Genomic DNA, 24,832 nt, shown 5'->3' on the forward strand with positions numbered 1-24,832 from the left:
CATGCGAAATACAAAGAACATATTGATATATAGCCTGCTCGCCTTGTCCATTGCGGGCTGCTCGAAAAAGTTGGATGAGACCAACAAAAATCCCAATGCCACAGAGAATGCGCAACCTGATTACCTGCTGACGGCAGCAATAAAAACTTCAGTGGATGCGTACTGGGGTACTACGAATAATATGAATTCAAGTCTCCTGTTCATCCAGCATTGGGCAAAGATCCAGTACACGGAAGAAGACAGGTATGTGTTTTCAAACAGCAGCTTTGCCAGTCTCTGGTCTACCTTGTACTCAACGACCATCAACAACCTTAATGTATTGTCAAAGCTCGGTTTGCAACAGGATAATAAAAACTACCAGGGCGTGGCACTTACATTGCGTTCCTGGGCTTTTCTCCTGCTCACTGATGCGTATGGCGATATCCCATACAGCCAGGCAGGAAATATCAAAGCATATGTAACCCCTGTTTACGACAGGCAGCAGGATGTTTACATTGGACTGTTGGCTGACCTCGCAACAGCGCAGTCACTGCTTGACCCCGCAGGTAAAACCATCGCAGGTGATGTGATCTATTCCGGCGATATTACCCGTTGGAAGAAATTCGCTAACGCGTTACGGTTAAGGATTGCCCTACGCATTGCAGACCGTGATGCAGATAAGGCGAGGATAGTTGTGAATGAAGTGAAAAGCCAGCCGGACTTGTTTTTCAGTGGCACTGGTGATATTGCGAAGCTGACTTACCTCAGCTCACCCAACCAGAACCCGGTAAATGCTTTATTTGAGACGAGGGATGACTATCGTGTCAGCAAATCAATAATCGACAAGCTGTTCGACCTGAATGATCCGCGGCTCGCCATTTATGCCAATAAAACGCAAACCACCACGCCGCAGGAATATATCGGGGTACCGAACGGTTTGACAAACTCCGATGCCAGCAATCTCGGGTTTGCCAAAACATCGAAGCCCGGTGCATATTTCCAGGCGGCGCAGGCACCTGCAGTTATATTCAGCGAGGCCGAGTTTCTCTTTGATCTCGCCGAGGCAGCAGCACGCGGGTATACAGCGGATGGTGCGGCGGATTTGTATGCGCAGGCTATCATGGCATCATTCAAACAATATGGCCTGACCAATGAGGCTGCAACTGCTTATCTCGCACAACCTAAAGTGGCCTATGACGCAACCGATTTCCGGAAGTCGATCGGTGAGCAGAAGTGGATCGCATTGTTTGGCCAGGGACTGGAGGCATTCGCTGAATGGCGCAGGCTCGACAACCCGGTATTGCCGGCTGCCGTTGCGGGTGTATTGAATGGCGATATTCCCAAGCGGTTCATTTATCCTGGCACGGAGCAGTCGCTGAACGGCGATAACTACAAAGCAGCAGTAGCTAACCAGGGTGCCGACCTGTTGACCACCAAACTCTGGTTCGACGTTAAATAAGAATTTTCACGGTTTACATTGTTCGTGTGTCCCGGGAGCGGTTCACTTAACCAGTGGCCGCTCCTTCGTTTTTTTTAGAAGAAAAATTGTTCTTTTACAATCTGGCCATTCTTTACTTCGTAAATGGCTATTTCATCCATTTTTGTCCGGCCCATGCCCTTCATTGTGCAATCCATTCCCATAGCTACTGTAAAGAAGTTGCCAGCCACTACAGGTGTTGTACAGTAACCGCCGTGCATTTCTTCAACCATCTGCTCAAAGTCTTCACCTTTCTGCCTGATGGCTGCCTTTCCTTTTGCATTTTTCATACCCACCTGGGCTGCTGATGGTGGCTCGATGCTTTCTGCGTCGTCAGAAAAGAGTTCGTCCTGGATGGCCGTCCAATTGTTTTCTTTTGCAAGTTGGTCGAACCGGTCGGCAACCTCCTGGGTCGTGCGGGTTTTTTCTTGTGTTGCCATGATTTTAGATTTTAGGTGTGAATGAACGTACTTTAAGGTACATAAATGTCCGAAGATTCTTCATGCTAATAAGCCTGTTATTCGGAACTTTAAATCTAAATGGAAAATGCTATGGAGCAAATATTCAAAGAGGAAAGCACAATACCCGATGCATATAGGATCACGGAAATCCACCAGAAAGTTTATTTACTGAATGGTGAACTGGTATCCTGGGATGGCCCTGTCAGCGAAATCTATTCTCCCGTTTGTGTGCCCGGTGCCAATGGGCCGGAACGAAAACTTCTTGGAAGTGTTCCCAATACCACGGCGAAAGAAGCAATGGAAGCGCTGGATGCAGCCCTGGCTGCTTACAACAACGGTCTGGGCGAATGGCCGACAATGAGCGTAGAGGAAAGGATCCGGTGCATGGAAAAGTTCGTTTACCTGATGATCCAGCAACGCGAACTGGTGATCAAACTTCTTATGTGGGAAATAGGAAAGAACCTGGCTGATTCCACCAAGGAATTTGACCGGACAGTTGAATACATCAATTTCACTATTGATGCGCTTAAAGAACTCGATCGCGAGTCGTCACGTTTCAAGGAAGCAGAAGGCACCATCGCGCAGATAAGAAGGGCGCCACTGGGAGTTGTCCTGAGTATGGGGCCCTTCAATTATCCATTGAATGAGATCTTTACAACACTGATCCCGGCCCTGATAATGGGTAATACCATCCTGTTCAAGCTTCCCAAACATGGTGTACTGGCGCATTATCCTTTGCTGGATGCATTCAGGCAGGCTTTTCCTAAGGGCACTGTCAATACCCTTTATGGCAAAGGGGCTGATATTATTGCACCCATTATGGAAAGCGGAAAAGTGAATGTGCTTGCGTTTATCGGCTCCAGCAAGGTTGCGAATGGCCTCAAAAAATTGCACCCTAAAGTTAACCGTCTCCGCGCCATACTTAGCCTTGATGCCAAGAACGCGGCTATCATTACGAAGAATGCGAATCTTGACGTCGCCGTTAACGAATGTATACTAGGTGCGCTTTCGTTCAATGGTCAACGTTGTACTGCGCTTAAGCTCATCTTCGTTCAGAAGGAAGTAGCTGCTGAATTTACCGAAAAGCTGAGCGCTGCTGTGTCGGCCCTGAAGCCTGGATTGCCATGGGAGCAGGGGGTGAAAATAACACCGCTTCCCGAACCGAATAAACCGGGATACCTGAAAGAGTGCATTGATGACGCCACCGCCAAAGGGGCAAAAGTGATCAATAAAGACGGCGGATATATAGATGCGTCATTCGTTTTTCCTGCGGTCGTTTACCCTGTTAATGAAAAGATGAAGCTGTATCATGAAGAACAGTTCGGCCCGGTTATCCCTGTAGTGCCATTTGATTCCATCGAAGAACCAATCAATTACCAGGTAGACGCTTCACATGGTATGCAGGTCAGTATTTTCAGCGAGGATCCCGAAGAAGTGGCTAAGCTGATCGATCCCTTTGTAAACCTGGTGAGCCGGGTTAACATCAATTGCCAGGCACAGCGCAGTCCGGATGTCTTTCCATTCACTGGACGGAAGGACAGTGCCGAAGGAACGCTTTCTGTCTTTGATGCCCTGCGATCCTTCTCTATTCGTTCGCTGGTGGCAACGAAGCTGACTGATTCCAATAAAAACCTGTTTAATGCCATTGTAAGGGAACACAGTTCCAGCTTCCTGAGCACGGATTATATTTTTTAGCGGTCCTGGTGATAGTTTCGCAGCGGTTTGTTAATACAACGGGCAAGCCTGGTTGCAGTTTCTCCTGTGGGATCCAGCAAGGGATTGAAGATGGAGATGCTCATGCCAGCTACTTTGCCGGTGGATAGCAGACCGATCAATAATTTTTCGATGTCCTGTAGTCCAAGGCCGCCGGGTAACCGGTAATCTACAGCGGGATTTTCTTCATCGTCCACCACGTCGGTGTCGAAGTGGATCCAGTAACTACCTGGTTCGGCCGCCTTCATATATTCCAGGATGGCATCGGTAGTATTGCTTATACCAATCTTTTCTATTGTTTTGAGGTCGAATCTTTTTACCTGCGTATCGGCAATATCCTGCGACCCGTATTTCCTTGTTTCTTCTGCATCCCGCTGGCCGATATGGATCACGTTCCGGTCCACGACGTAAGGTCGCAGTCCGCCGATATTCGTCAATAACTCCGGTCCGCGCCCCGTAACAATTGCGAGGTCCATATCCGCAACTTCGCCGGTCGGCGATTTTGCCGGTTCATAAAAATCGGCGTGGGCGTCAAGGAACAGCAATCCCGGTTCCCCATTCATTTTCATGGCGGGCATTATCCCTAACAGGATACTGCAATCGCCGCCCAGCACAAGCAGGAAGTTTTCCTTACTGAGTTTCGTGCTGACAGTGTTCATCAGGATCGAAGAGAAATCGCGGATCTGCAAAGAGTTGAGGCAGCCTGTAGTTTTATCCCGTTCAAAACTGTAGCTTCCGTTAAGATCAGGAACATGTATAACGGGGTTCGCCGGGTGCAGGTCGTCCGCCAGTCCTGCCTTCAGCAGGCTATCTCCAAGTTGGGCCACCCCACCCGGTTTCAGGCCCAGGACAGAAGGAGCAGAGATAATTTGGAGGCGGCTCATGTTCCCATCAACAATTATGGTAAAGTTTTTGTTCCTGAGTAGAAACTAATTGCTTAGCTATGAAAAGGAAGATCCTTACAATTCTTTGCGTGCTGGTAGGACTCATGTTCCTCAACGCCGGCCTGAACAAGTTTTTCTTTTACCTGCCTCCGCCGAAAGACATGCCGCAGGATTCCATGAACATGTTTGCTGCTATGATGCAGATCAGGTGGCTGATGCCGCTGATCGCTGTTGGTGAAATACTTGGCGGATTGCTGTTCATGATTCCCCGGACGCGGGCACTGGGCACCCTGATCCTTTTTCCCATTATGGTTGGAATCCTGCTGACACATTTCACTATTGCGCCCGAAGGACTGGCAATTCCCCTTGTCATGGCAGCTATCATGGCCTGGGTGATCTATGAGAACAGGGAAAAGTTTCTTCAACTTGTTAGCAGGTAATCACGTTGTGGCCACTAAATTCAAAGTAGGCGACCTGGTAAGCTGGAACTCCGAAGCCGGAAGGGTTTCAGGGACCATTATCAAAATTCACAAAGAGGATTTTGACTATAAGGGCTATACCCATCATGCAACGGAAGATGATCCACAGTATGAGATCAAAAGCAGTAAGACCGATCATATTGCAGCCCATAAAGGCTCGGCCCTCACAAAGCTTAAAAAAACTAACCGTTAATCACCTGCAGGTTCTCAGTCACCAGGATCTCGGCAATTCTTTCAGGTGTTACGTTGTGTTCACGTAAAAGGCGGACAGATTCACCGGTTCCGTTACGCGCAATATCAATAAACACATCCAGCGCCGTTAATTGCTGGTTGGAAGGCAATGCCTTGCTCATGCGTTTTAGTGACGTGGCGATGCAGTGCGATAGCCATGGCTCTTCATTGATGATGTATGGTTCGTTTACGATTGCTCCCGTCAATGGTTTCGGCAGCGCTTCAGCGGGGATGTTTTTGATGATGGCCTGCAATTCCGGGGTCGGATTAGTCACTATAGCGGCAAAGAGATCCCTGGTTTGGATGCCGGCATCTCCTTTCATCCTGTTTTCGTTATACGGAACACTCAGGTAATTCTGCAACTCAGGGGTCATCCGGCCCCAGAGTTCTTTTAAGGTCCCGATCAATTCTTCGTCAGCCTTTGTTTTTGGTGCCGCAGGCTGTTTTTTCTGTTGAATGATATTATTCATTAACAGGCACAGGTGCTTTTGGATCTTGTCCTTGAAATCGTTGGGGTTCAGGTAGTCCCAGATCAGCGATTTTCCATTCAGTTCATTTTTGAACTTCAGCACTTTGCTCATCTGGTCGTTTTCTTCCGGGCTGCCAGGATAGAAAGGCTTTTTGCAGAAGTAGAACATAACATCGGCCACTTGTTTCTTTTGCCACGCTTCATATGCGATGTTATATTCTTCCTCCGTGCCGGACTCAGCGGTTAACGTTGGGGTACCAAATCGTTTCCACATAATCCCGATAAAGATCTGGTATGGTTTGGCAATAGCATTGATCAGTTCCTGCGGTTTGTTAGCAGAAGGATAGGCCTGTTCCTCGTACCGCCACAATTCAAGCTCATAGCCGAGCGGTGCCCCATGGGTCTGGTTTATTTCCGGGATGATATCTGAGAGTATATCCCGTTCTTTTTTTACATCGGATGGCGACGCTACAAATACGGTATATTTTTCCATAGAAACCGTTTGATGATGAACAGATCATTTATTGTCCTGCTGTCCGAGTTTGCCCAGTATCTGCGCGATCAGTTCGCTTTGGTTTTCTAAATGATATAAGATCGTTTCAATTTCAGTTTCTGCTTTCTTGTTGATGGCAAAGTCCTGTTCTGCCCTGAGTTCGGCATGCCTGGTCAGTAGGTTCTGTCCGACCATGATCAATGGCATCAGGAAGATCTGGATCATGTTCGATATGAACAGCCATAACACGAAAGCCGGGAAAGGATCGAACCGTAGTGATTTTGGAGCCAGCGTATTCCATCCAAGCCAGGAAATTGTCCAGCAAAGGATTATGATGAAAAATCCCATGCTTCCAACATGATTTGTGATCCACAGCGCGAGCCTATCAAGAGATTTTAGCTTTTCTTTGTGCCTGACATTAATATTGTGGATAGGAGCGAAGCGCTTTTTTATTTCCTCGACGGAGGGCAGTCCCTGGTGTTTCATACATAAACCACTTGAGTTAAGGGATGCCAACAAGTTACTGATAAATCCCTATAACCTTCTCTTAACCCTGAACTTACCGGTTATCGATTTCCGTGGCGGATTATAACCAATGGAATACCAGATCTCGGCCGTGAATTCCCCTTCCACATAATCGCCAACATTACCATAACGTGTAAGCTTTACGCTTCCGGAAGAATGCGCTTCGTCACATTTTTCACAGGGGAACCTGCTCGACACCCAATCGAATTCATCACCCATATTTACATGTATATACGCCTGGTCATCTTCGAGCCCGAAAGGATAGGAGCGTGTGCCAAAGGATTCTCCCAGCAGCCTCACCAGGATGTGCTGACCGCTTTTCATCTCCGCACTCACGTAAAAATTATCCGCTTCCATTTCAATACAGGTTGGTGACGTACACCCGCTGCCGCCATTAACATGCGGAACGCCATCCAATGTATAAATGAAGTATTCGTCGGCTATTGTGGTAATTGGTGTAGTGAGGATGGCTACACCCGGCCTTGCATTGTTATAAAAACTAATCGGAACGGAAACACTTACCAGTGCGGGATTCGTTGCGGGAATTTCACCAGGTGCTTTATAACCACATTTGATCCCCGAAGGTTGGATGCTTCCCTGGCCGGCAGCGAGGCTCCAGCTGACCTTTGATGCATTTCTGCCGTTATAGTCTTGCAGGTCACCGATCGGGTAGTCGGTAGTCAGTGGCGCGAGCAGCGAGCCCAGGTACCATTGCAGCTTAAGGTTGGCGGTTTCATTCGGTTGCATTTCAGTTTTGTCAGCAGTTACTTTTAATAATTCAACGATGGTCCAGTCACTGAAATGAGAAGTCTGAACGGACAGGATTTTCGTGTCCTCATCGAGTACGGTCTTGTGGGCAATGTTGTAATAGCCATCCTTGTCCTGGTATGCCAGGTACATCAGTCCAGGTGCCGTACCTTCCATATCAAGTTCTTCGTAAGAATAAATTATCGTTACGGGGCTTTTGAAATCTACGTTTTCCGGCAGCAACCTGAATGATTGTGCCCTGCTTCCCGGTAATGTGTTCTGCACTTCCTGGAGGCTAAAGTTCACAGGCGTGGTAACCGCTCCCTGCGGTACGACCAGCTTGATGTTGCCGCCCGGCATTTCCAACGTACCACCCGCTTCGCCTATTGTTTTGGTAACGGCAATGCCCAGTGGATTTCCGAATGGTCTTTTGACGGGTTCGTTATTTATACTGCCGGCAGGCTTGTCGCCGTTTTTTGTGCATGAGCAAAATGATGCAATTGCAATGCTTAAGAGAATAAGAAGTTTCGATTTCATGTGATGTAGGTTTAATCAGTAAGCGCGCAAGTTGCATTTCATTTATGGTAATCTGGGCCGCGAATGAAGCAACAGGGCAAATTCACCTACGAGCAGGCGATTCCGGGTAATGAACCGTTCCGGCGCCGCAGCGTTGCTGAAGTTTACAACTCCTTTATATTCATCCGGAAAAAATGAATGATATATGGAAACTCCCGGCCGACACATGACAAAGTCATGGTCGGACCGGGAGATCACCGTTATCAAAACAACCATCAAATTATTGAACTGGTCTCATCGACCTGAAAGCGGCGCGCATTTCTTCTGCGAGTTGCCACCTTAAAATTTCCTAATTCTATCGCCAGGTGTTAGGTTGATAGATGGTTTTGTCGTTGTATAACTTCCGCTATTGATAAGTTATTCACTTACTGACTTATTCACTTCCTGCACATACTCCGCGGGCGTCCGGTCAATTAACAGGCTCAGCAGCTCCGGCCGGTTATAATGTCCTTTCAGATCCATCAGTCGCTTGCGCTTTTCGATCAGGTTAAAATCGAGGTCGGCGATTACAAAGCCTTCGCCACTGCGGATAGGTTCGCCTATTATTGTACCATCGGGTGCGATGATCGCGGTGAAGTTTCCACCGGAGATGGGACCGATCGGGCTACCGGTGTCCTTCATGATCTGTGCCTGCTGATCAGCATCGAGCCATGCAGTCGAACTAACTACGAATGCAGCAGATTCCAAAGCATGCTGACGTACACTCACTTCTATTTGCTGGCTGAACAGCTCACCGAAACTGGAACCGGGATACATAGCCGCATGGATCTGTTCTCCATCAGCGATCATTGCGTAACGTGCCAGTGGGTTGTAATGCTCCCAGCAGGCGAGTTGCCCAATCCGGCCTGCTTTGCTGTCAACAGCACGAAGACCCGAGCCATCGCCCTGTCCCCATACCATACGCTCGTGATAAGTGGGGGTGATTTTCCTGCGACGCTGGATCAATGTGCCATCTGCGTCGAAGAGAAGTTGGGTATTATACAGTGACCCGCCGTCGCGTTCGTTGACACCTATCGACACTACTATTCCGGCTTCCCTGGCTGCTTCGCCAATGGCATCGGTAGTGGCCGACGGAACTGTCACGGCTTCTTCCATCAGTTTCAGGTGTTGCTCCGCTTGCATATATGGAGGCTGAACAAATGAGAAGTAGGGGTAATAAGGGATAAAGGTTTCGGGAAACACTGCGAACTGTACACCCTGCTTACCCAGCTCACGGATAGTGTTCACAACTTTCTGGGTAGTGCCTTCGCGACTGTAAAGCACGGGACTGATCTGCACTGCAGCTGCCCTTACTACGGTGCTGCTGTTGTTGTTTGTTGAATGGCTCATTGTATTTGTATTTGTTTGTTTAATTATCATCTTCATCTGCGATCAGGTGCTTCTTCAGCAGGAAGCCGACCAGTACCTGTACACGTGGTGCTATAAAAAGCATTGCGAGAACTGCGAGGACATAGGATATTGACCATGACCGCAGCCAGATCGGGATAAACCTCGTTGTGAAGCCTACATTGATGGCTATCAGTGTAAAAGAGATCATCGACGTAGTGATCATTGCCATAATAAGTGCAAAAATGAGTCTGTGTTTCATGTTAAATACCGGTCGGTATATTTTGTTTCAAATAAAAGATTAGAGCTGGTCAACGAGGTTTCGGAAAGTCTTCATGATGTGGGGGCCGGTGGATTTGCCTGTTGCTTTGGAGATCATAATTCCACCTTCCAGCAATGCAATGAGTGAGATGGCAACCTGTTCGGGGTCAATATTTTTTGAGAACTCTTTGTTTTCTATGCCTTCCTGGATGATTCGGATAAAGTTCTTTTTCCAGGTATTGATTGCGCCGGCTACTTTCACCTGTAGTTCGGGATGGGTATCATCGGCTTCGGTAGCGGTATTAAGGATGGGACAACCGCCAACGGGAAAATTGTATTTATCAGGATTTGTATATACTTCACCATATGCCATCAATTTATTTTTTGCGGAGATGCTTTCGGCGACTTTTGGATAAACGATTGAACGGATCTTGTTCACGTTGTACTCAAATGCAGCTACTGCTACTTCATCTTTATTGGCAAAGTTGCCATAAATACTTCCTTTCGTTAGCCTGGTAGCATCTGTCATATCATTAAGGGATGTTCCGGCGTATCCTTTGCTGTTGAACAGTGGTGCTGTCTTTTCTATAATGAATGCCTTTGTTTGTTCGCTCTTTCCCATTTGATTTCGATTGCGGATGTAAAGATATACCGATCGGTATATTCTGTCCAAATTAATATTGTTTAAAGTTTGTTAAGTGTCGCAACCAGACACTGGCTCTACACCTGCGCCACAATCTTTATTTCAATCAGTTGGCCCGGTATGGCCAATCCACTGATTACCACCATCGTACTGGCAATTTGTTTGGGATCGGAATAAAACTGTTTCCCGTATTTTTTCCGTGCCTGGAAGCCGCTTGCCATATCAGTAACATATATGACTTCCTCAACAACGTCGTCCATTGTCATCCCATAATTCTCCAGGATCTTTTTGATATTACCGTAGGTTTTTAGAGTCTGGGCATCCATACCTTCGGCCATATTGCCTTTGTCATCGTGACCTAACTGGCCTGAGATCCAGACCGTATTCCCTTTTTTAACTGCCTGGGCATAGCCATATTCTTCTTCCCAGGGCATCTGCAATGATTGGACTTGCCTGTCAGTCTTTGCCATAAGACTACATTTAAACGGTTAAATAATGGGGTAGGGACGAAACGGGCTCCAAAATTAAGGTAAAGGTGCCGGGAACTGGGATTTGTCCACCAATTACAGCGAATAGTAGGGTGATCCGCGGTTCCGGCGTGCTAATTTTGCTGTGTAGTTTAACCGAATGTGATGAAAGGCAAAATCCCCATCTGGCAATTAAGGGAAAATATCTCCGGAGTCCGGATCGAAAGGATCAACGAAGATTTTATTTCCTCCAGGTTTGATGACATCAGCCAGTTGCACCGCAACGACCACTTCATCTGCATATTGCTGACATCAGGCGCGGCAGAACTGTTGGTTGATTTTCAGCAGATGCATATAGATCATGAAAAACTCGCGTTTCTCGTGCCCGGGCAAATCCAGCGGGCAGTAAATTTCGATGAAAGCAGCCAGGGCTGGATCCTGTTCCTGGACAATAAACTGGTGGACGAACATGCGCGGCTGATGATTGAAGATTCATTATTGAAAGGACAGCTGCTGGAATTGTCAAAGCCGGACCTGGAATGGTACACGCGCTATTTTGATTTGCTGTTCCGAACCTACGAGGATACTACGTTGGGAAGTCTGCACAAACAGGCGGTCAATGCATTTGTTGCACCATGTGTTTATAAAATCGCTGCTGCATTCCAGGCAAATACAGAAAGCTTGTCCGGACTGTATTCACAGCGTAGCATTGAGCTTACCAGGAACTTCAAGCGACTGATCAGGAAACACTACCGCGAACTGAAGAAGCCAAGTGACTATGCCGGACAATTGAATATTTCCATCAGTTATCTTAATGATACTATCAAAGCCGTAACAGGCTTTACCACAACTTATTTTATCCAGCAGGAAATGCTGCGGGAAGGACAACGGTTGCTCTGCTACACCGACTTAAGCATAAAGGAGGTCGCTGACTACCTGGGTTACGAAGATGATAAATATTTCAACCGGGTGTTTACCAAACTCGCGGGGGTTTCACCGGGACAGTTCCGGAACATTTTCAAATCGTATAAACGATAAATTCAATCATTTTGGCAAGATCAATAACGCAGCGGGAGGGTATCATCTTCATCCCGGACATAAGTGGTTTTACAAAATTTGTCCACGACATGGATATGGTAAGCGGCAGGCAGATCGCTTCTGAATTATTGTCTATAATCCTGCATGCTAATTTCCTGGGTCTGCAGGTTTCCGAGATAGAAGGCGATGCGATCCTGTTTTACAAGTATGGGCCGCCTCCAAAGTTTCAGCAGATCATGAAACAATATGAGTTAATGTTAATCGCTTTCAAAAAAAGATTGCGGGAGTTGCATGGTAACAGGCGGCTCTCGAACCTGGAATTATCCCTGAAATCAGTGGTCCATTTTGGCCCGATCGCTGAATACAAACTCTATGGATTCAAAAAGTTATATGGGGAAGTGATCCTGGAAGCCCACCAGCTTTTGAAGAACAATATTCCAAGCCACAGTTACATACTGGCAACCCAGGACCTGCTGAATGAAATGCAAAAAACAGATGAGCTGCTATTACCACAATGGGTGAAAGTGATGGACGTGCCAACAGGCAGAAGTGCCACCGACTTGTCATTCACCTGTTTTCTTTACGACACAGAAATACTAAAAGCAAATGTGCTTCAAGATCAAAAAAACCGCAACAGGAAATATCACTAAGACTGGTATCTTTCTCTTATCGCTTGTTGCATCGTTCAGCAGCGTGAACGCGCAGGTCACAGACAACGCGACCATTAAACTCTCGTTGCAGGAGGCGATCCGTTATGCAAAAGAATCAAATAAGCTGGTCAGTGTGTACAGAACTGAGGAAAGCGCTGTTCAATCCGACCTGCAGGATGCCGAAATGGGTGTATTGCCACGTATTACCAGTAATGCAGCGTACCAGCGTTACACCAGGATTACAATTTTTGATGGTGTGCTGGGAGATTCAAAACAGCTTTCAAAACCACCCAATTCAAATGCAGGAGCGTTAAACCTTGAAGCTTCTTTCAACCTGTATTCAGGTGGAAGGCACCGATCAATTGTCACAGATGCGCGCCATAAAACGGAACTTGCGTCTATCAATACTAAAGAACAGGAAGCGACTATCGGTTTACAAGTCGCACTTCACTACCTGGAGATGGTCCGCTATTATTTCCAGGAACAGCTGATCAACGACCAGGTCGGCCGCGCAGAAACGCGTTCAAAAAATATCGCTTCTTTCTATGCAAATGGAAAAGTGACCAAAAGTGATTTACTACGGGCTGAAGTGTTGTTGTCTAATGCGCTCCTGGGTGAAACCACAAATAAAAATGATTATGCCATCAGCAACCAGCGTCTCAACACCCTGTTGAACCTGGGTGCATCTACCCAAATCATTCCTGTTGATACTGCATCGCTAAACCTGCCAGACAGTGCAGAACTTGAAAATTTATTAAAGGACTATGCCGGCGCTTACGCTATACTAAAAGCGCGAAAACAAATTGACCTACAGGAGAACCGCGTAGCGCTGGCTAAATCTTTTAATCATCCCAGTATAGGCTTGTTTGGCGGATATGGTGTCAGCTACCCGAATACGGTCGTCTTTCCGCCTAAAGCTGAAACCTTTGCAGTTGGATTAGTGGGAGTGCGGGTATCGTACGAGATCTCGTCGTTGTACCACAACAAGTATAAGGTCAGGTCTGCAAAACTGAGGGAAACAGGATTGAAGCAACAACAGTCCTGGGTAACCGATAATATCCAGCAGGAAACCAGGACCCTGGCCATCAAATATTTCGAAGCGGTTAACCGGTTGCAGGTGATCCGGAAATCCATCGAGCAGGCAGAAATCAACTACCAGATCCAGAATACAAAGTATGCCAACCAGTTGAGCCTGCTGACCGACCTGCTGGATGCCGACAACCTTTACCAGGAGTCCAGATTCAATTATATCCAGGCGAATATTGCCGCATTATCAATCTATTACCGGTTGCTTTTTATTACCGGCAAACTCTAAGCATAAAACATCATGGAAACCAGGAAGAACAAAAAACGGGGTTTAACTGGCTGGATCACTATGAGCGTTGCTTTGTCTGTCATAGTTATCGCGCTCTTTTATTTCGCCCGCTACCTGTCGGTTGCGCGCGAGTATGAAACCACGAACGACGCACAGGTGGATGCATATATCAACCCGGTTTCTGCCCGGGCTGGTGGATTCATAAAAGAAGTGTTGTTCAGCGAACACGAAAAAGTAACACAGGGCGACACGCTGGTCATTCTCGATAACAGTGAGTATCTCCAGAAGGTGAAGGAAGCTGAGGCAATACTGGAAGACACCAGGGCGCAACAGGAGATCCTGGATGCGGGAATCCGATCTGCGCAGGCTTCCACGCTCGTAAACCGCGACCAGATCAATTCTGCAAAAGCCAGGCTCTGGCAACAGGAGCAGGACGTAAAGCGGTTCAGCAACCTGTTAAAAGATGAAGCAGTAACACTGGCTGATTATGAAACAGTGCAAACGAAATATGATGTGTCCAAAAGTGATTACAGCGCTGCCATCAATAGTTTAAAGACTGGCGACAGCAAAGTGCGTGAGTTGCAATCGAGATACAATTCGCTCTTTGCAGCGCGAAAACGGGCCGAGGCATTGCTCGACCTTGCAAGGCTTAACCTTGGTTATACAGTTATAACCTCGCCGTATAGCGGATATACCGGAAGGAAAAATATTCTCGAAGGGCAGCAGGTACAGGCCGGGCAGCCACTTGTATCCATCGTTAATACAAATGACAAATGGGTCATCGCCAATTTCAAGGAGACGCAGGTAACGGGTATGTACTCCGGGCAGCCGGTGCAGGTGGAAGCGGATGCGATTCCCGGCAGGATCTTCGAGGCGCATATCGAAGCCATATCGGCATCCACCGGTTCAAAGATCTCGCTTTTGCCGGCAGATAATTCCACTGGCAACTTTGTCAAGATCATCCAGCGGGTGCCGGTGAAAATAGTCTTTAATGATCCTGGTGTGGAGGAACTAAAGGCGGGAATGAACGTGAAGGTTACGGTTAAGAAGGCAACAAAATAGAAGCGATGGTGCAGGCAATTCATTTTAATGGCTGGTTCAGCCGGCGATTAGGTTTTACACGGTTCCTGTTGATGCTGATCCTGTTTTCAGCAGTGGCCCAGTTTGCGTCTTTCGGCTTTATCCAGGCGCATGTAATTTCTTTCTATGGTGCACAGCCGGAGGATATTTCCTTTGCGTTCCAGATTACTTATGCGGGAATCATTACTACCCTGCCCATCCAGTTCAGGCTGGTTAGGTATTTCAATACGCGGAGTTACCTGTTGACTGCCCTGCTGGTTGGGATCTTGCTCAATCTTGGCTGCTTATATACACATGATCTTGTCTTGTTCTCCATCCTCAGGTTTTTTATCGGGGCAATCACCTGCCTGGTTGCCGGATGTATGCTGATATCAATTTTTTCCACGCTTCCGGAATCAAAGCGATTGCTTGTTGGCGTTTCGTTGTTTTTTTCATTGATCCTTACGTGTGGCGTTCTCGTTGGGGTAGGAGCTTCATGGGTAGTACTCAGTACAAACTGGACGGTACTTTACTACGGCCTGGTGGGTTTGCAGGTCATGGCTTTAGTGGGTTGTATGTGTGTGTTTAAGTCGAAGCCATCCATGAAACCCTATCCTTTATTCCAGGTCGATTGGTATGGTAGTATCCTGATGATGTTCGGCTCTGCTGCAACAGCCTTTGTGCTGATCTATGGTCCAAAACGCTACTGGATGGCTGATCCGGCAATCGGGTATGCCACGGTGTTTGCAGTATTGATGATCTCACTATTCCTCTTTCGGCAGGCAGAGTTGAAGCGACCACTGATTCAACTGGCAGCATTTAAGTCCGGCAAATTTCTTTTCGCCCTTTTCTTATTGTTGTTATTCTGGGGGATCAAGGATAGCATCAACCTTGTTTATGGTTATGCGGCCGGAGTGCTGGGCTGGAGTTCTTCCGACGTCGTGAATGCTGGTTTGTATAACGTTGCGGGGGTAATAATAGCCACAGTTATCGCGGTAAAAGTAATCCTGTCAGGAAAGCAGAAACTGCCACTTCTATTGGTCGCTGGATTCCTGGTGTTATGCCTGTATCATGTTTGGGTGTACCTGGCACTTACCCCAGACCTGTCATTTGCTGACCTTTGCATTCCCATTTTCCTGCAGGGTTTCGCCTGCGGACTATTGTTTGTACCGGTAAGTGTTTTTTGCATCGCTACGGTTCCGCAGAGTGCGAGCATTACGGCAATTGTTGTGTGTACTTATGCGCGCTTTCTCGCCTCGCTTAATTCCATTGCCGGATATTATACACTCCAGTTGAATTTCAACCAACATTTCAAGGAGGGCTTCCTCGGCAAGCTCGTTCCCGAAAATCTGATCTTTTTCCAGCGCCATGAACTGTATAAAGGTCTCCTCGTTTCGAAAGGGTTCGCTACTGGTGAAGCTACTGCGATCTCGAATCAGCTGATTGCAAAATCTTCGGCTGTCCAAAGCCAGTTGCTGACGATAAGGGCTATCTTTTTCATCGGCGCGGTGGTCGCGGCAATTCTATTGGTTGTCCTGTTATTGTTTGCAGTAGTAAATAAGATAAAGGCAGCACGGGTGAAGGCGTGAAGACTGCGGATTAGTTTCTTTCAATTGCCTTTTCGATTTCCAGGATCGTTTCAAAGGAAAGCATATTGTCAGTTTTCCATTCCACATCTATATGATTGAAAAAGGCTATAACAAGATCAAGGCCTGGATTCACATAAAGTCCTTGTCCGCCAAACCCGCTTTTCATTATACCATGACCTTTCCGTGCCCAGTCCCACTGGTAACCGGATTGCCCTGATGCAAAAATGGATTGCAGCTGTGCCTGGCTGACAAGAGATTCTTTTCTCGCAACGATCTCACTTTGTGTGAAGAGCATGCCGAAACGGGCCAGGTCACGTAAAGTTGTTGATACTCCGCCATGAGTCCACGCGACTCCCTTTTCCGACAGGCACACATAGGCATTTGAGGACGCACCCATGGTTTTCCAGATCCATTCACTTACAAGGTCCGAATATTTAGCCCCGGTTATTTTCTCTGCAAGCCAGCCCAATACAAATGTGTTGACAGAATGATACTCCACTTTCTCGCCTGGCGGATTCTTTCTTTTCAGCGATGCGACATGTTCATAAACGGGAGGGGGAGAACCGCCAGCCCTGGGAAGTAAACCGAGTGCAGATTCGAACTTGTAATAGTTGTGGTTTGGATTGGTAAACGGGCCGTTTTCGAGATCTGATTCTGAGCCCTGGATCCCGGATCGCATATCCAGGATGTCTTTAACGGAAATGCCCTGCCATGCAGTGTTCCTGAGTTCTGGAATGTATTGTTCGATCGGCCTGTCAGTCCTGATTTTTCCTTCATTTTCAAGTTTTGCAATGAGAGTTGAAGTGATCACTTTTGAAACGGATTGAAGGGTATGTTGCTCTTCCGGAAGCATGCTGTAGTATTTTTCAAATACAATCTCTCCCTTTTTTACGACAATGATACTGTTCACATGCAGGCGTTTCAGTTGTGCTTCCAGTGTCTCTGTTTCAGCTCCGTTTTGTACGCTGATGCTTCCAATTTCATTTCGCTGATTTTCTGTAAAAGTGAATTCCTGGTTTGATTTTTTGATTGTTTCGGTTGGAAAGAATTCCGACATGAACCGGAATGAGTAATGTGATAGCCTTCCACCGATATCCCAGCGACTGCGGTTGATGTTTTCATGGATCGCATAGGCTTCAGCTGCAGTGTATTTCAATTGTTGCGCCTGGCAATTGGTACCAATTACAACATAAACCAGGAGTGACATAAGGCGGGTTGTTGAATGCATGGTAGAACGTATGGTTGAAGGAATGGTTAAGTCAATATAGACATTGTGATGCAGATCACACAATCAGGTAGTGCCGTCATCGGAACTTTGTAGTGTATTAATTCAGTAAACAATAAATACACCATAAAATGAAATTACCTAAAAAAATCCTGGCAGTAACAGCAATGGCAAGCGTCCTCTCGCTGCCAGGTATACATGGTACTGCTCAACAGAGCCCGGACAAAACCGTCACATCTGGTGAGTCCATTCGTCCGTTTAAATTTCACGCATCAGATGAAGCACTTGCTGATCTTCGAAGGCGGGTTAAAGCAGCCCATTGGCCTGACCGCGAGCTTGTAAAAGATGCTGCGCAGGGCGTACAGTTTGCCACTATGCAGAAGCTGACAAACTACTGGTCGACAAGCTACGACTGGAGAAAGGTTGAAAAGCGCCTTAACGCACTGCCACAATTTATTACTAAGATAGATGGGGTCGATATACATTTCATTCATGTTCGTTCGAAGCATCCGAACGCATTGCCGGTTATTATCACTCATGGATGGCCGGGGTCTGTCATTGAACAACTGAAGGTCATTGAGCCGCTCACCAATCCAACTGCTTATGGTGGAAGTGCTGACGATGCTTTTGACGTTGTCATTCCCTCATTGCCCGGTCATGGATTTTCAGGGAAGCCAACTGAACTGGGTTGGGATCCGATCCGGATTGCACATGCGTGGATCGTACTCATGGATCGCCTTGGATATAAGCGTTATATAGCCCAGGGTGGCGACTGGGGAAATGCTGTTACGGAGCAGATGGCGCTGCTGACACCTCCAGGTTTGATCGGTATCCATACCAATATGCCGGCAACAGTTCCGGCTGACATCGAAAAGGCACTTCATGACGGAACTCAGCCACCTGCAGGTCTTGATGCCGATGAAAGGAAAGCATGGGACCAACTCGACGACTTCTATAAGCATGGACTTGGTTATGCACTGGAAATGATCAATCGCCCGCAGACATTGTACGGGCTGGCTGATTCGCCGGTTGGTCTCGCAGCCTGGATGCTGGACCACGATATCCGCAGTTACCAACTCATTGCACGCGTCTTCGACGGTAAATCTGAAGGTCTTACACGCGACGATATCCTCGATAACATCACTTTTTACTGGCTCACCAATACCGCAGTGTCTTCAGCCCGTCTCTATTGGGAAAGCAAGCTGGCCTTCTTTGCCCCTAAGAATGTACCGATTCCCACTGCAGTGAGTGTGTTTCCTGACGAGATCTATGCAGCACCAAAAAGCTGGACTGAAAAAGCATATCCCCATCTTATTCATTACAACAGGCTTCCCAAAGGTGGTCACTTCGCAGCTTGGGAGCAGCCACAGTATTTTGCTGAAGAACTCCGCACTGCGTTCCGTGCACTCCGTACACCGGGGAAAATACTCTTTTAAAAAATCATCTCAAATTCGACCTTTATTCCACTAGCAACGTGCTTTCATTTGTTTCATTGCAGTTGAGGATCCCGGTCATTGACCGGGATTCCTTAACTAAATTCATTTAAGCGATCGCTGGGAATGGGGAGGGTGGTTGAAGCACATTCGTTGATTTCCCCTTCCTCGACAATATCGATTCAAGCAGTGGCAGCATCTTATTCAATCCGCGTGTTTTAATCATCATATTCCATAGTGGCTCAAACTTTTTCCATCCGCCCGCATAAGCAAAATGCTTGATGGACATTTCCCACTGCCCGTGCTGCATGCTTGCCTTGAACACATTGCTCCAGGAATAAAAGTTTCGGTAAGCCCAATCGTAGCCTGCCTTAAGTTCACCAGCTGTCAGTCCCACCGTCTTGTAAACAGCCTGGCGCGTATCATAGAGATCCCAATTCCGGTGCAGGATCCGGCCTTCAGCTTCCATCTGCTGGAACAACCGCGTACCCGGATAGGGGGTAAGGATATGAAATGTGCAGGTGGTTAGTCCGCTGCCAACCGCCCAATCGACAGTGCGTTTGAATACATCCTTATCATCGTCGTCAAGACCGAACACGAAGCTCCCGTTGATCATGATTCCAAGGCTGTGCAGCCTGCGGATCGCTTCTCCATAATCTTTGTCCAGGTTCTGCTTCTTATTGCTTTGCACCAGGTTGCTTTGGCTCAGCGATTCAAAGCCGATGAAAACGCTTCGCAGCCCTGCAGCTGCAGCTTTTTCAATCAGGTCACCCCGGAGAATTGCATCTACAGTTGACGCGCCCTGGAAAAGGCGACCCATGCCTTTCATACCTTCGAAGAGGGCAGACGAAAACTTTTGATTGCCCAACAGGTGATCATCCAGGAAGTACAGGTGTCGCCCCGGTAACCGATCGATTTCTGCCAGTGCGGCATCCACCTTTTGAGTGTAGAAAGAACGGCCACCTTCGAAGAAAGCATCTTTATAACAGAAGTCGCAGTGGTGTGGACAGCCACGCGATACCACAATCGAATTCGGTACCAGGTACAGGTCGCGTTTGATCAGGTCGCGCCGAATGGGTGGGAGAGTTTGGATATCCCGCACTGCATTCACATATCGCTTTTTCGGTTGCCCGTTGCGGTAATCCTGGAGGAACTGCGGAAACGTATCTTCTCCGGGACCGATGAAGATACTGTCGGCATGCGGCATTGCCTCCTCAGGAAGGGAGCTTACATGCAGTCCACCCAGGCAAACATATACGCCTCTCGACCTGTACTGGTCGGCAAGTGCATATGCCCTGAAAGCATTGGTGATGTACACCTGGATGACGACGAGATCCGGCTGGTCGTCGGTCACAAGTGTTTCCACATGTTCATCCTGCAATTCGATGACATCATCAGGAGAACAATAAGCTGCCAGGGTAGCCAGTCCAAGTGGTGGGAACAAAGAATACTTGATGGGGCGCCAAAAAGGACTTTTCGCTTCCGTCAGTGCCGGAAGGATCATTTTTATTTTCATTTGATCAGGTTTGTTTGTGGCTGAAAGTTAAGCAAAGAAAGTGCTTTGAATTGCAAAGTAAATACAAAAATTCAATGTTCATAAAAGCAAAAAGTTCTTCCCCGGAGAATCCGGAGAAGAACTTTTCTTCAGGCAGTTTTTTAAGCCTGCCCGGCTACCAAATCAGTAATCTATTATGCCAGGTCAAACCTGTCAAGGTTCATCACTTTATACCAAGTGGCTACAAAGTCTTTGACGAATTTTTCACCTCCGTCTGTGCTGCCATATACTTCTGCGATTGCCCTTAATTCAGAATTGGAGCCGAACACCAGGTCGGCACGGGTGGCGGTCCATTTCGGCTGACCGGTAGCCCGATCACTGCCAAGGAACGATTCCCGATCTTCGCCCAAAGCCTTCCATTCTGTATTCATATCCAGCAGGTTCACGAAGAAATCATTGGTAAGCTGTCCGGGCCGCTTTGTGAAGACACCTTGTTTGGAACCATCAAAGTTTGTGTCCAATACCCGAAGTCCACCTAACAATACGGTCATTTCAGGCGCAGTGAGAGTCAGCAAATGTGCCTTATCAACCAGCAATGCTTCTGTTGGAACCGTAAACTTCGTCTTAACGTAATTACGGAAGCCATCGGCCTGTGGCTCCAGGTAACCTACTGATTCTACATCTGTCTGTTCCTGGGAAGCATCCATGCGACCGGCTGTAAACGGAACAGTGATATCATGGCCTGCATCCTTAGCAGATTTTTCAATAGCTGCACAACCTGCCAATACGATCAGGTCTGCCAGCGAAACCTTTTTCCCTCCGGCATTAAATTCCTTCTGAATTCCTTCCAGTACCGCCAATACTTTTTTCAGTTGTGCCGGGTTATTCGCTTTCCAGTCTTTCTGCGGAGCCAGCCGGATCCGTGCACCATTCGCACCACCGCGTTTGTCGGATCCCCGGAAGGTTGATGCAGATGCCCAGGCTGTTCCCACTAATTCTGAAACACTTAACCCGGAACCCAGGATTTTGCTCTTCAGAGAGGCGATATCATTGTCATTTACCAATTCGTGGTCAACTTCAGGAATTGGATCCTGCCAAAGCAGTTCTTCCTCAGGAACGTCAGGGCCAAGGTACCTGGCACGCGGACCCATATCACGGTGAGTTAACTTGAACCACGCACGTGCAAATGCATCAGCAAGGGCATCAGGGTTTTTAAGGAAATGCCGCGAGATCTTTTCAAATTCCGGGTCCAGCCGGAGCGACAGATCCGTTGTCAGCATTGTTGGCTTGTGCTTCTTTGATCCATCAAATGCATCCGGGATAATTCCATCAGCATCTTTAGCGATCCACTGGTGTGCTCCACCTGGACTTTTTGTCAATTCCCATTCAAAGCCAAACAGGTTTTCAAAGAAGTTATTGCTCCATTTTGTCGGCGTCTTTGTCCAGATCACTTCAAGGCCGCTGGTAATGGTATCAGCGCCTTTTCCGGACTGGAAGCTGTTGGACCAGCCCAGTCCCTGCAGTTCAAGATCAGCAGCCTCAGGTTCCTTGCCCACATGATCCGCCGTAGAAGCGCCATGGGTTTTGCCAAAGCTGTGTCCGCCCGCGATCAGCGCTACAGTCTCTTCATCATTCATCGCCATCCGGCCAAAAGTATCCCGGATATCTTTCGCTGCAGCTATCGGGTCCGGAGTTCCATCCGGGCCTTCAGGGTTCACGTAAATGAGTCCCATCTGCACTGCGGCCAATGGTTTTTCGAGGTTGCGGGCGTGAAGCTTTGCATGCGGGTCATCGTCGGAGACCAATACGCCATGATCTTCCACCACTCCCGGGGAACCGTGGGCATATCGAATGTCGCCACCCAGCCAGGTGCTCTCAGTACCCCAATACACGTCTTCATCCGGTTCCCAGACGTCGGGGCGTCCGCCGGCAAAGCCAAAGGTTTTAAAGCCCATCGACTCCAGCGCAATATTACCGGCAAGGATCATCAGGTCGGCCCAGGAGATCTTATTCCCATATTTCTGTTTGATGGGCCATAACAGCCGGCGGGCCTTATCCAGGCTCACGTTGTCGGGCCAGCTGTTAAGCGGTGCAAACCTTTGTTGGCCCGCGCCTGCACCACCGCGACCATCACCTACGCGGTAAGTTCCGGCACTATGCCATGCCATACGGATGAACAATGGACCATAATGTCCAAAGTCTGCCGGCCACCAATCCTGCGAATCGGTCATGAGTGCATGCAGATCCTTCTTCACAGCTTCGAGGTCCAGGCTTTTAAATGCCTCGGCATAATTGAAGTCCATATCCATTGGGTTGGAAAGGGATGAATGCTGGCGAAGGATTCCCAGTTTCAGTTGGTTGGGCCACCAGTCCTTGTTCCTGGTGCCGCCACCACCAACATTATGTTTTAGGTTGCCATTATAAAACGGGCATTTGCTGATGTCGTTGGTATTACCTGACATTTTCTAGGATTTTAAGAGTGAGAAAGTAGGTTAGTTGTTTAAGCAGTGCCAAACTTAGGACATAAGCAGTTATAGAAATGATCGATATAATTTATAAACTAATAGATGAAATCTATTAGTAGTTTATTTTCAAAATCCTTTAGCCATTAAAATGCCTGCCAAAAGATAGGTCATAAAGTTTCCAACTAATAGTGGTAGGAATTAATGAATTAGGGGGAAAGGATGTAGGTTGGAGTTTTCAGTCTTCGATAGCCTCGATACCTTTTCTCTTCAGTTCCTCAAGATGATCTTTCATGGCTTTCAGAACTTCCGGCGAGTGACCCCGCCAATTTGAAACCTCACCAGTCACGTGGAGCGGATGTTTCGTCCGGTACGATTTTGTGGGATTGCCCGGGAACTTTTTGTCCGTCAGGTTTGGATCGTCCTCAAAAGGTCCGGTCGGGTCCACTAAATAAATTCTTCCTTGTCCATCACCGAGGGCAAGTTCAGCGCCCCAGGTAGCGGCATCAAGTGTTGCAGTCAGGTACACATAGGATGCTTGTTTCCTCGTGCCATAATTTGAATTATAACCAGGTTCAATCAGATCACCTGGCTTCAGATCTGCTTTGGTACCATGATAGTAGATCACCTGGTCCTGATCGTTGGTTGATTCAATTGACTTTTCCTTATGCATATCCCGTTAAGTTAAAGCATGATCAAAAGAATCACAAATGCATTGCGTTAATTTAATTACCTGCTGTGATGAACTTTAAACCTTATTTAAATATCCTGTGGTCGAATGGAAACTTCTCCGCCCCGATTATTTTTATTCGCTTGAAGTCCGCATGACCGGGATTGATAAGATAATTGTAATCTCCCCGCGTTACCGCAGAGGGAACCTGCAATACGCAGTACCTGTTCTCTAAAACAAACTGATCGCCGAGTTTCTGCGTTGCTGCAATGTGCGGAAAATTGCTCCAGTTGGCCGGCAGGCCTTCAGTATCCAGCTCAAGCACGGAAACGTCTTCAGGGATCTGGATCGTGAGCATCATAAAATCAGTCGGTAATGTTGCCAGCGTGAGATGGACCGCCACTTCGGCCATAGCCAGCGACCGGTTCGCCGCAGTATAGATCATTTCTATGCCCACAGAATTCCAACGGGCGCCGCTGATGGCAGCGCCTTTCCCGGAAAGGCTACCCGCAAATTTTTCCCTCGCTAACCTGTATACCTCCATGCTTATGCGAATATGCCGTGGTTGATGCGATTGAGCTCACTGATAACCAGATCCTTACCGTAAGAATCGGCCAGCAGATCTATAGGAGGCATTTTGCCCAGCGCGAAATTTGGGGTATGCAGCCATTGCCTGAACTTCTCCATATCGCCGAATACTTCTACGCCGATTTCGGTCACTTCAGCCATTTCGATGATTTTCTCCGCGTGAATAGGTTTAAAAACGCGTGCGTCGCTCTTGTAACGCTGCAGCGACTTGGTAGACATATCAAGTAAATTGGACCAGTCCTTTTCACTGAATGGAGTGAAATCCTGGATGAGGTTGAAGAAGGAGTAGGGGATCCCATGGCGGATTACCCTCACCAGCAGCATTTTGTTGGATAGGAAATCAGAGAAAGTCAACTTCTTATATTCACTACCCAAAACATAGCTGATATCAAGGGTTAGTTGTTTTACTTCCCGGTCTAACTGCTTGCGGATCCTGATTGTTGCTGGTTCCATAACTTGGACAATTGTCCGTAAAAATAGGACAAAGTTCTGACATTTTCAAGTACATCCAACCTTCCCTCAATTTTACGCAAACGTGTACGTGAAGTGTGCATAGGGTTTTGCATTAGATTTACCC

Annotated in this window: 25 protein-coding genes; 10 read left to right on the forward strand and 15 right to left on the reverse strand. The window is 47.5% G+C overall.

Annotated elements, in window-relative coordinates:
* The first annotated feature begins 1 nt into the window (after position 1).
* The gene (locus tag OI18_RS12220; protein WP_039140141.1) at positions 2–1,438 is read left to right on the forward strand and encodes a SusD/RagB family nutrient-binding outer membrane lipoprotein; all 1,437 of its coding nucleotides are present in this window, start codon (positions 2–4) and stop codon (positions 1,436–1,438) included.
* A gap of 74 nt (positions 1,439–1,512) precedes the next feature.
* Here OI18_RS12220 and OI18_RS12225 read toward each other — a convergent pair whose 3' ends face one another.
* Positions 1,513–1,896: a nuclear transport factor 2 family protein gene (locus OI18_RS12225; RefSeq protein WP_039140142.1), complete on the reverse strand. Its 384-nt coding sequence runs from the start codon at positions 1,894–1,896 to the stop codon at positions 1,513–1,515.
* Between the two features lie 111 nt (positions 1,897–2,007).
* Between OI18_RS12225 and OI18_RS12230 the strand changes: the two genes are divergently transcribed.
* A complete protein-coding gene (locus OI18_RS12230; RefSeq protein ID WP_240312765.1) occupies positions 2,008–3,612 on the forward strand; it encodes an NADP-dependent glyceraldehyde-3-phosphate dehydrogenase in 1,605 nt (534 codons plus the stop codon).
* Here OI18_RS12230 and OI18_RS12235 read toward each other — a convergent pair.
* A complete protein-coding gene (locus tag OI18_RS12235; protein WP_039140144.1) occupies positions 3,609–4,514 on the reverse strand; it encodes an arginase family protein in 906 nt (301 codons plus the stop codon). The two genes, OI18_RS12230 and OI18_RS12235, sit on opposite strands and share 4 nt — an antisense overlap.
* A 59-nt stretch (positions 4,515–4,573) precedes the next feature.
* Between OI18_RS12235 and OI18_RS12240 the strand changes: the two genes are divergently transcribed.
* Both OI18_RS12240 and OI18_RS12245 read left to right on the forward strand, forming a co-directional pair.
* Complete coding sequence (locus OI18_RS12240) at positions 4,574–4,954, forward strand: DoxX family protein (protein WP_039140145.1); 381 nt, start codon at positions 4,574–4,576, stop codon at positions 4,952–4,954.
* Complete coding sequence (locus OI18_RS12245; RefSeq protein WP_240312766.1) at positions 4,941–5,186, forward strand: hypervirulence associated TUDOR domain-containing protein; 246 nt, start codon at positions 4,941–4,943, stop codon at positions 5,184–5,186. Before OI18_RS12240 ends, OI18_RS12245 begins: the two co-directional genes overlap by 14 nt.
* On the opposite strand, the gene OI18_RS23785 is transcribed toward OI18_RS12245, so the two are convergent.
* The 7 genes from OI18_RS23785 to OI18_RS12280 all read right to left on the reverse strand — a co-directional run bounded on the left by OI18_RS23785 (position 5,176) and on the right by OI18_RS12280 (position 10,734).
* Positions 5,176–6,186: a DUF4062 domain-containing protein gene (locus tag OI18_RS23785; protein ID WP_052273146.1), complete on the reverse strand. Its 1,011-nt coding sequence runs from the start codon at positions 6,184–6,186 to the stop codon at positions 5,176–5,178. The genes OI18_RS12245 and OI18_RS23785 overlap by 11 nt on opposite strands.
* A gap of 24 nt (positions 6,187–6,210) precedes the next feature.
* Complete coding sequence (locus OI18_RS12255; protein WP_039140147.1) at positions 6,211–6,672, reverse strand: DUF1003 domain-containing protein; 462 nt, start codon at positions 6,670–6,672, stop codon at positions 6,211–6,213.
* A 48-nt stretch (positions 6,673–6,720) separates the two neighbouring features.
* Positions 6,721–7,995, reverse strand: a complete 1,275-nt coding sequence (locus OI18_RS12260; RefSeq protein WP_039140148.1) for a hypothetical protein — start codon at positions 7,993–7,995, stop codon at positions 6,721–6,723.
* 396 nt (positions 7,996–8,391) lie between these two features.
* On the reverse strand, positions 8,392–9,363 hold the full coding sequence (locus tag OI18_RS12265; RefSeq protein WP_039140149.1) for a nitrilase-related carbon-nitrogen hydrolase: 972 nt from the start codon (positions 9,361–9,363) through the stop codon (positions 8,392–8,394).
* Positions 9,364–9,382: 19 nt separating this feature from the next.
* Positions 9,383–9,622 (reverse strand): DUF2798 domain-containing protein, encoded by a 240-nt coding sequence (locus OI18_RS12270; RefSeq protein WP_039140150.1) that lies wholly within the window; start codon positions 9,620–9,622, stop codon positions 9,383–9,385.
* A 39-nt stretch (positions 9,623–9,661) separates the two neighbouring features.
* Positions 9,662–10,243, reverse strand: a complete 582-nt coding sequence (locus OI18_RS12275) for a TetR/AcrR family transcriptional regulator (RefSeq protein ID WP_039140151.1) — start codon at positions 10,241–10,243, stop codon at positions 9,662–9,664.
* A 98-nt stretch (positions 10,244–10,341) separates the two neighbouring features.
* Positions 10,342–10,734, reverse strand: coding sequence for a Rid family hydrolase (locus tag OI18_RS12280; RefSeq protein WP_039140152.1), 393 nt, complete (start codon positions 10,732–10,734; stop codon positions 10,342–10,344).
* A gap of 162 nt (positions 10,735–10,896) precedes the next feature.
* Here OI18_RS12280 and OI18_RS23790 point away from each other — a divergent pair, with 162 nt between their 5' ends.
* The 5 genes from OI18_RS23790 to OI18_RS12305 are packed head-to-tail and all read left to right on the forward strand — an operon-like array spanning position 10,897 to position 16,382.
* Positions 10,897–11,769: a helix-turn-helix domain-containing protein gene (locus OI18_RS23790; RefSeq protein WP_052273147.1), complete on the forward strand. Its 873-nt coding sequence runs from the start codon at positions 10,897–10,899 to the stop codon at positions 11,767–11,769.
* Positions 11,770–11,780: 11 nt separating this feature from the next.
* Positions 11,781–12,419: a DUF2652 domain-containing protein gene (locus tag OI18_RS12290; protein ID WP_052273148.1), complete on the forward strand. Its 639-nt coding sequence runs from the start codon at positions 11,781–11,783 to the stop codon at positions 12,417–12,419.
* The gene (locus tag OI18_RS12295) at positions 12,376–13,734 is read left to right on the forward strand and encodes a TolC family protein (protein WP_039140153.1); all 1,359 of its coding nucleotides are present in this window, start codon (positions 12,376–12,378) and stop codon (positions 13,732–13,734) included. Before OI18_RS12290 ends, OI18_RS12295 begins: the two co-directional genes overlap by 44 nt.
* 12 nt (positions 13,735–13,746) lie before the next feature.
* Positions 13,747–14,796 carry an HlyD family secretion protein gene (locus OI18_RS12300; RefSeq protein ID WP_039140154.1) on the forward strand — a complete coding sequence of 350 codons (1,050 nt, stop codon included), beginning with the start codon at positions 13,747–13,749 and terminating at the stop codon, positions 14,794–14,796.
* A gap of 5 nt (positions 14,797–14,801) precedes the next feature.
* The gene (locus tag OI18_RS12305; RefSeq protein ID WP_052273149.1) at positions 14,802–16,382 is read left to right on the forward strand and encodes an MFS transporter; all 1,581 of its coding nucleotides are present in this window, start codon (positions 14,802–14,804) and stop codon (positions 16,380–16,382) included.
* A gap of 10 nt (positions 16,383–16,392) precedes the next feature.
* Here OI18_RS12305 and OI18_RS12310 read toward each other — a convergent pair whose 3' ends face one another.
* Positions 16,393–17,589 carry a serine hydrolase domain-containing protein gene (locus tag OI18_RS12310; protein ID WP_160290228.1) on the reverse strand — a complete coding sequence of 399 codons (1,197 nt, stop codon included), beginning with the start codon at positions 17,587–17,589 and terminating at the stop codon, positions 16,393–16,395.
* A gap of 149 nt (positions 17,590–17,738) precedes the next feature.
* Here OI18_RS12310 and OI18_RS12315 point away from each other — a divergent pair, with 149 nt between their 5' ends.
* Positions 17,739–19,043 (forward strand): epoxide hydrolase family protein, encoded by a 1,305-nt coding sequence (locus tag OI18_RS12315; protein ID WP_039140156.1) that lies wholly within the window; start codon positions 17,739–17,741, stop codon positions 19,041–19,043.
* A gap of 106 nt (positions 19,044–19,149) precedes the next feature.
* Here the strand turns inward: OI18_RS12315 and OI18_RS12320 are convergent, their stop codons facing one another.
* The 5 genes from OI18_RS12320 to parS all read right to left on the reverse strand — a co-directional run bounded on the left by OI18_RS12320 (position 19,150) and on the right by parS (position 24,708).
* Positions 19,150–20,556 (reverse strand): B12-binding domain-containing radical SAM protein, encoded by a 1,407-nt coding sequence (locus OI18_RS12320; protein ID WP_039140157.1) that lies wholly within the window; start codon positions 20,554–20,556, stop codon positions 19,150–19,152.
* A gap of 173 nt (positions 20,557–20,729) precedes the next feature.
* Positions 20,730–22,997: a catalase/peroxidase HPI gene (gene katG, locus OI18_RS12325; RefSeq protein ID WP_039140158.1), complete on the reverse strand. Its 2,268-nt coding sequence runs from the start codon at positions 22,995–22,997 to the stop codon at positions 20,730–20,732.
* Positions 22,998–23,235: 238 nt separating this feature from the next.
* A complete protein-coding gene (gene arr, locus OI18_RS12330) occupies positions 23,236–23,670 on the reverse strand; it encodes an NAD(+)--rifampin ADP-ribosyltransferase (protein ID WP_039140159.1) in 435 nt (144 codons plus the stop codon).
* Positions 23,671–23,752: 82 nt separating this feature from the next.
* The gene (locus OI18_RS12335; protein ID WP_039140160.1) at positions 23,753–24,211 is read right to left on the reverse strand and encodes an RES family NAD+ phosphorylase; all 459 of its coding nucleotides are present in this window, start codon (positions 24,209–24,211) and stop codon (positions 23,753–23,755) included.
* Positions 24,212–24,213: 2 nt separating this feature from the next.
* A complete protein-coding gene (gene parS / locus OI18_RS12340) occupies positions 24,214–24,708 on the reverse strand; it encodes a type II RES/Xre toxin-antitoxin system antitoxin (protein ID WP_039140161.1) in 495 nt (164 codons plus the stop codon).
* Positions 24,709–24,832 lie beyond the last annotated feature (124 nt).

This window comes from Flavihumibacter solisilvae (genome assembly GCF_000814475.1).
GTDB lineage: Bacteria > Bacteroidota > Bacteroidia > Chitinophagales > Chitinophagaceae > Flavihumibacter > Flavihumibacter solisilvae.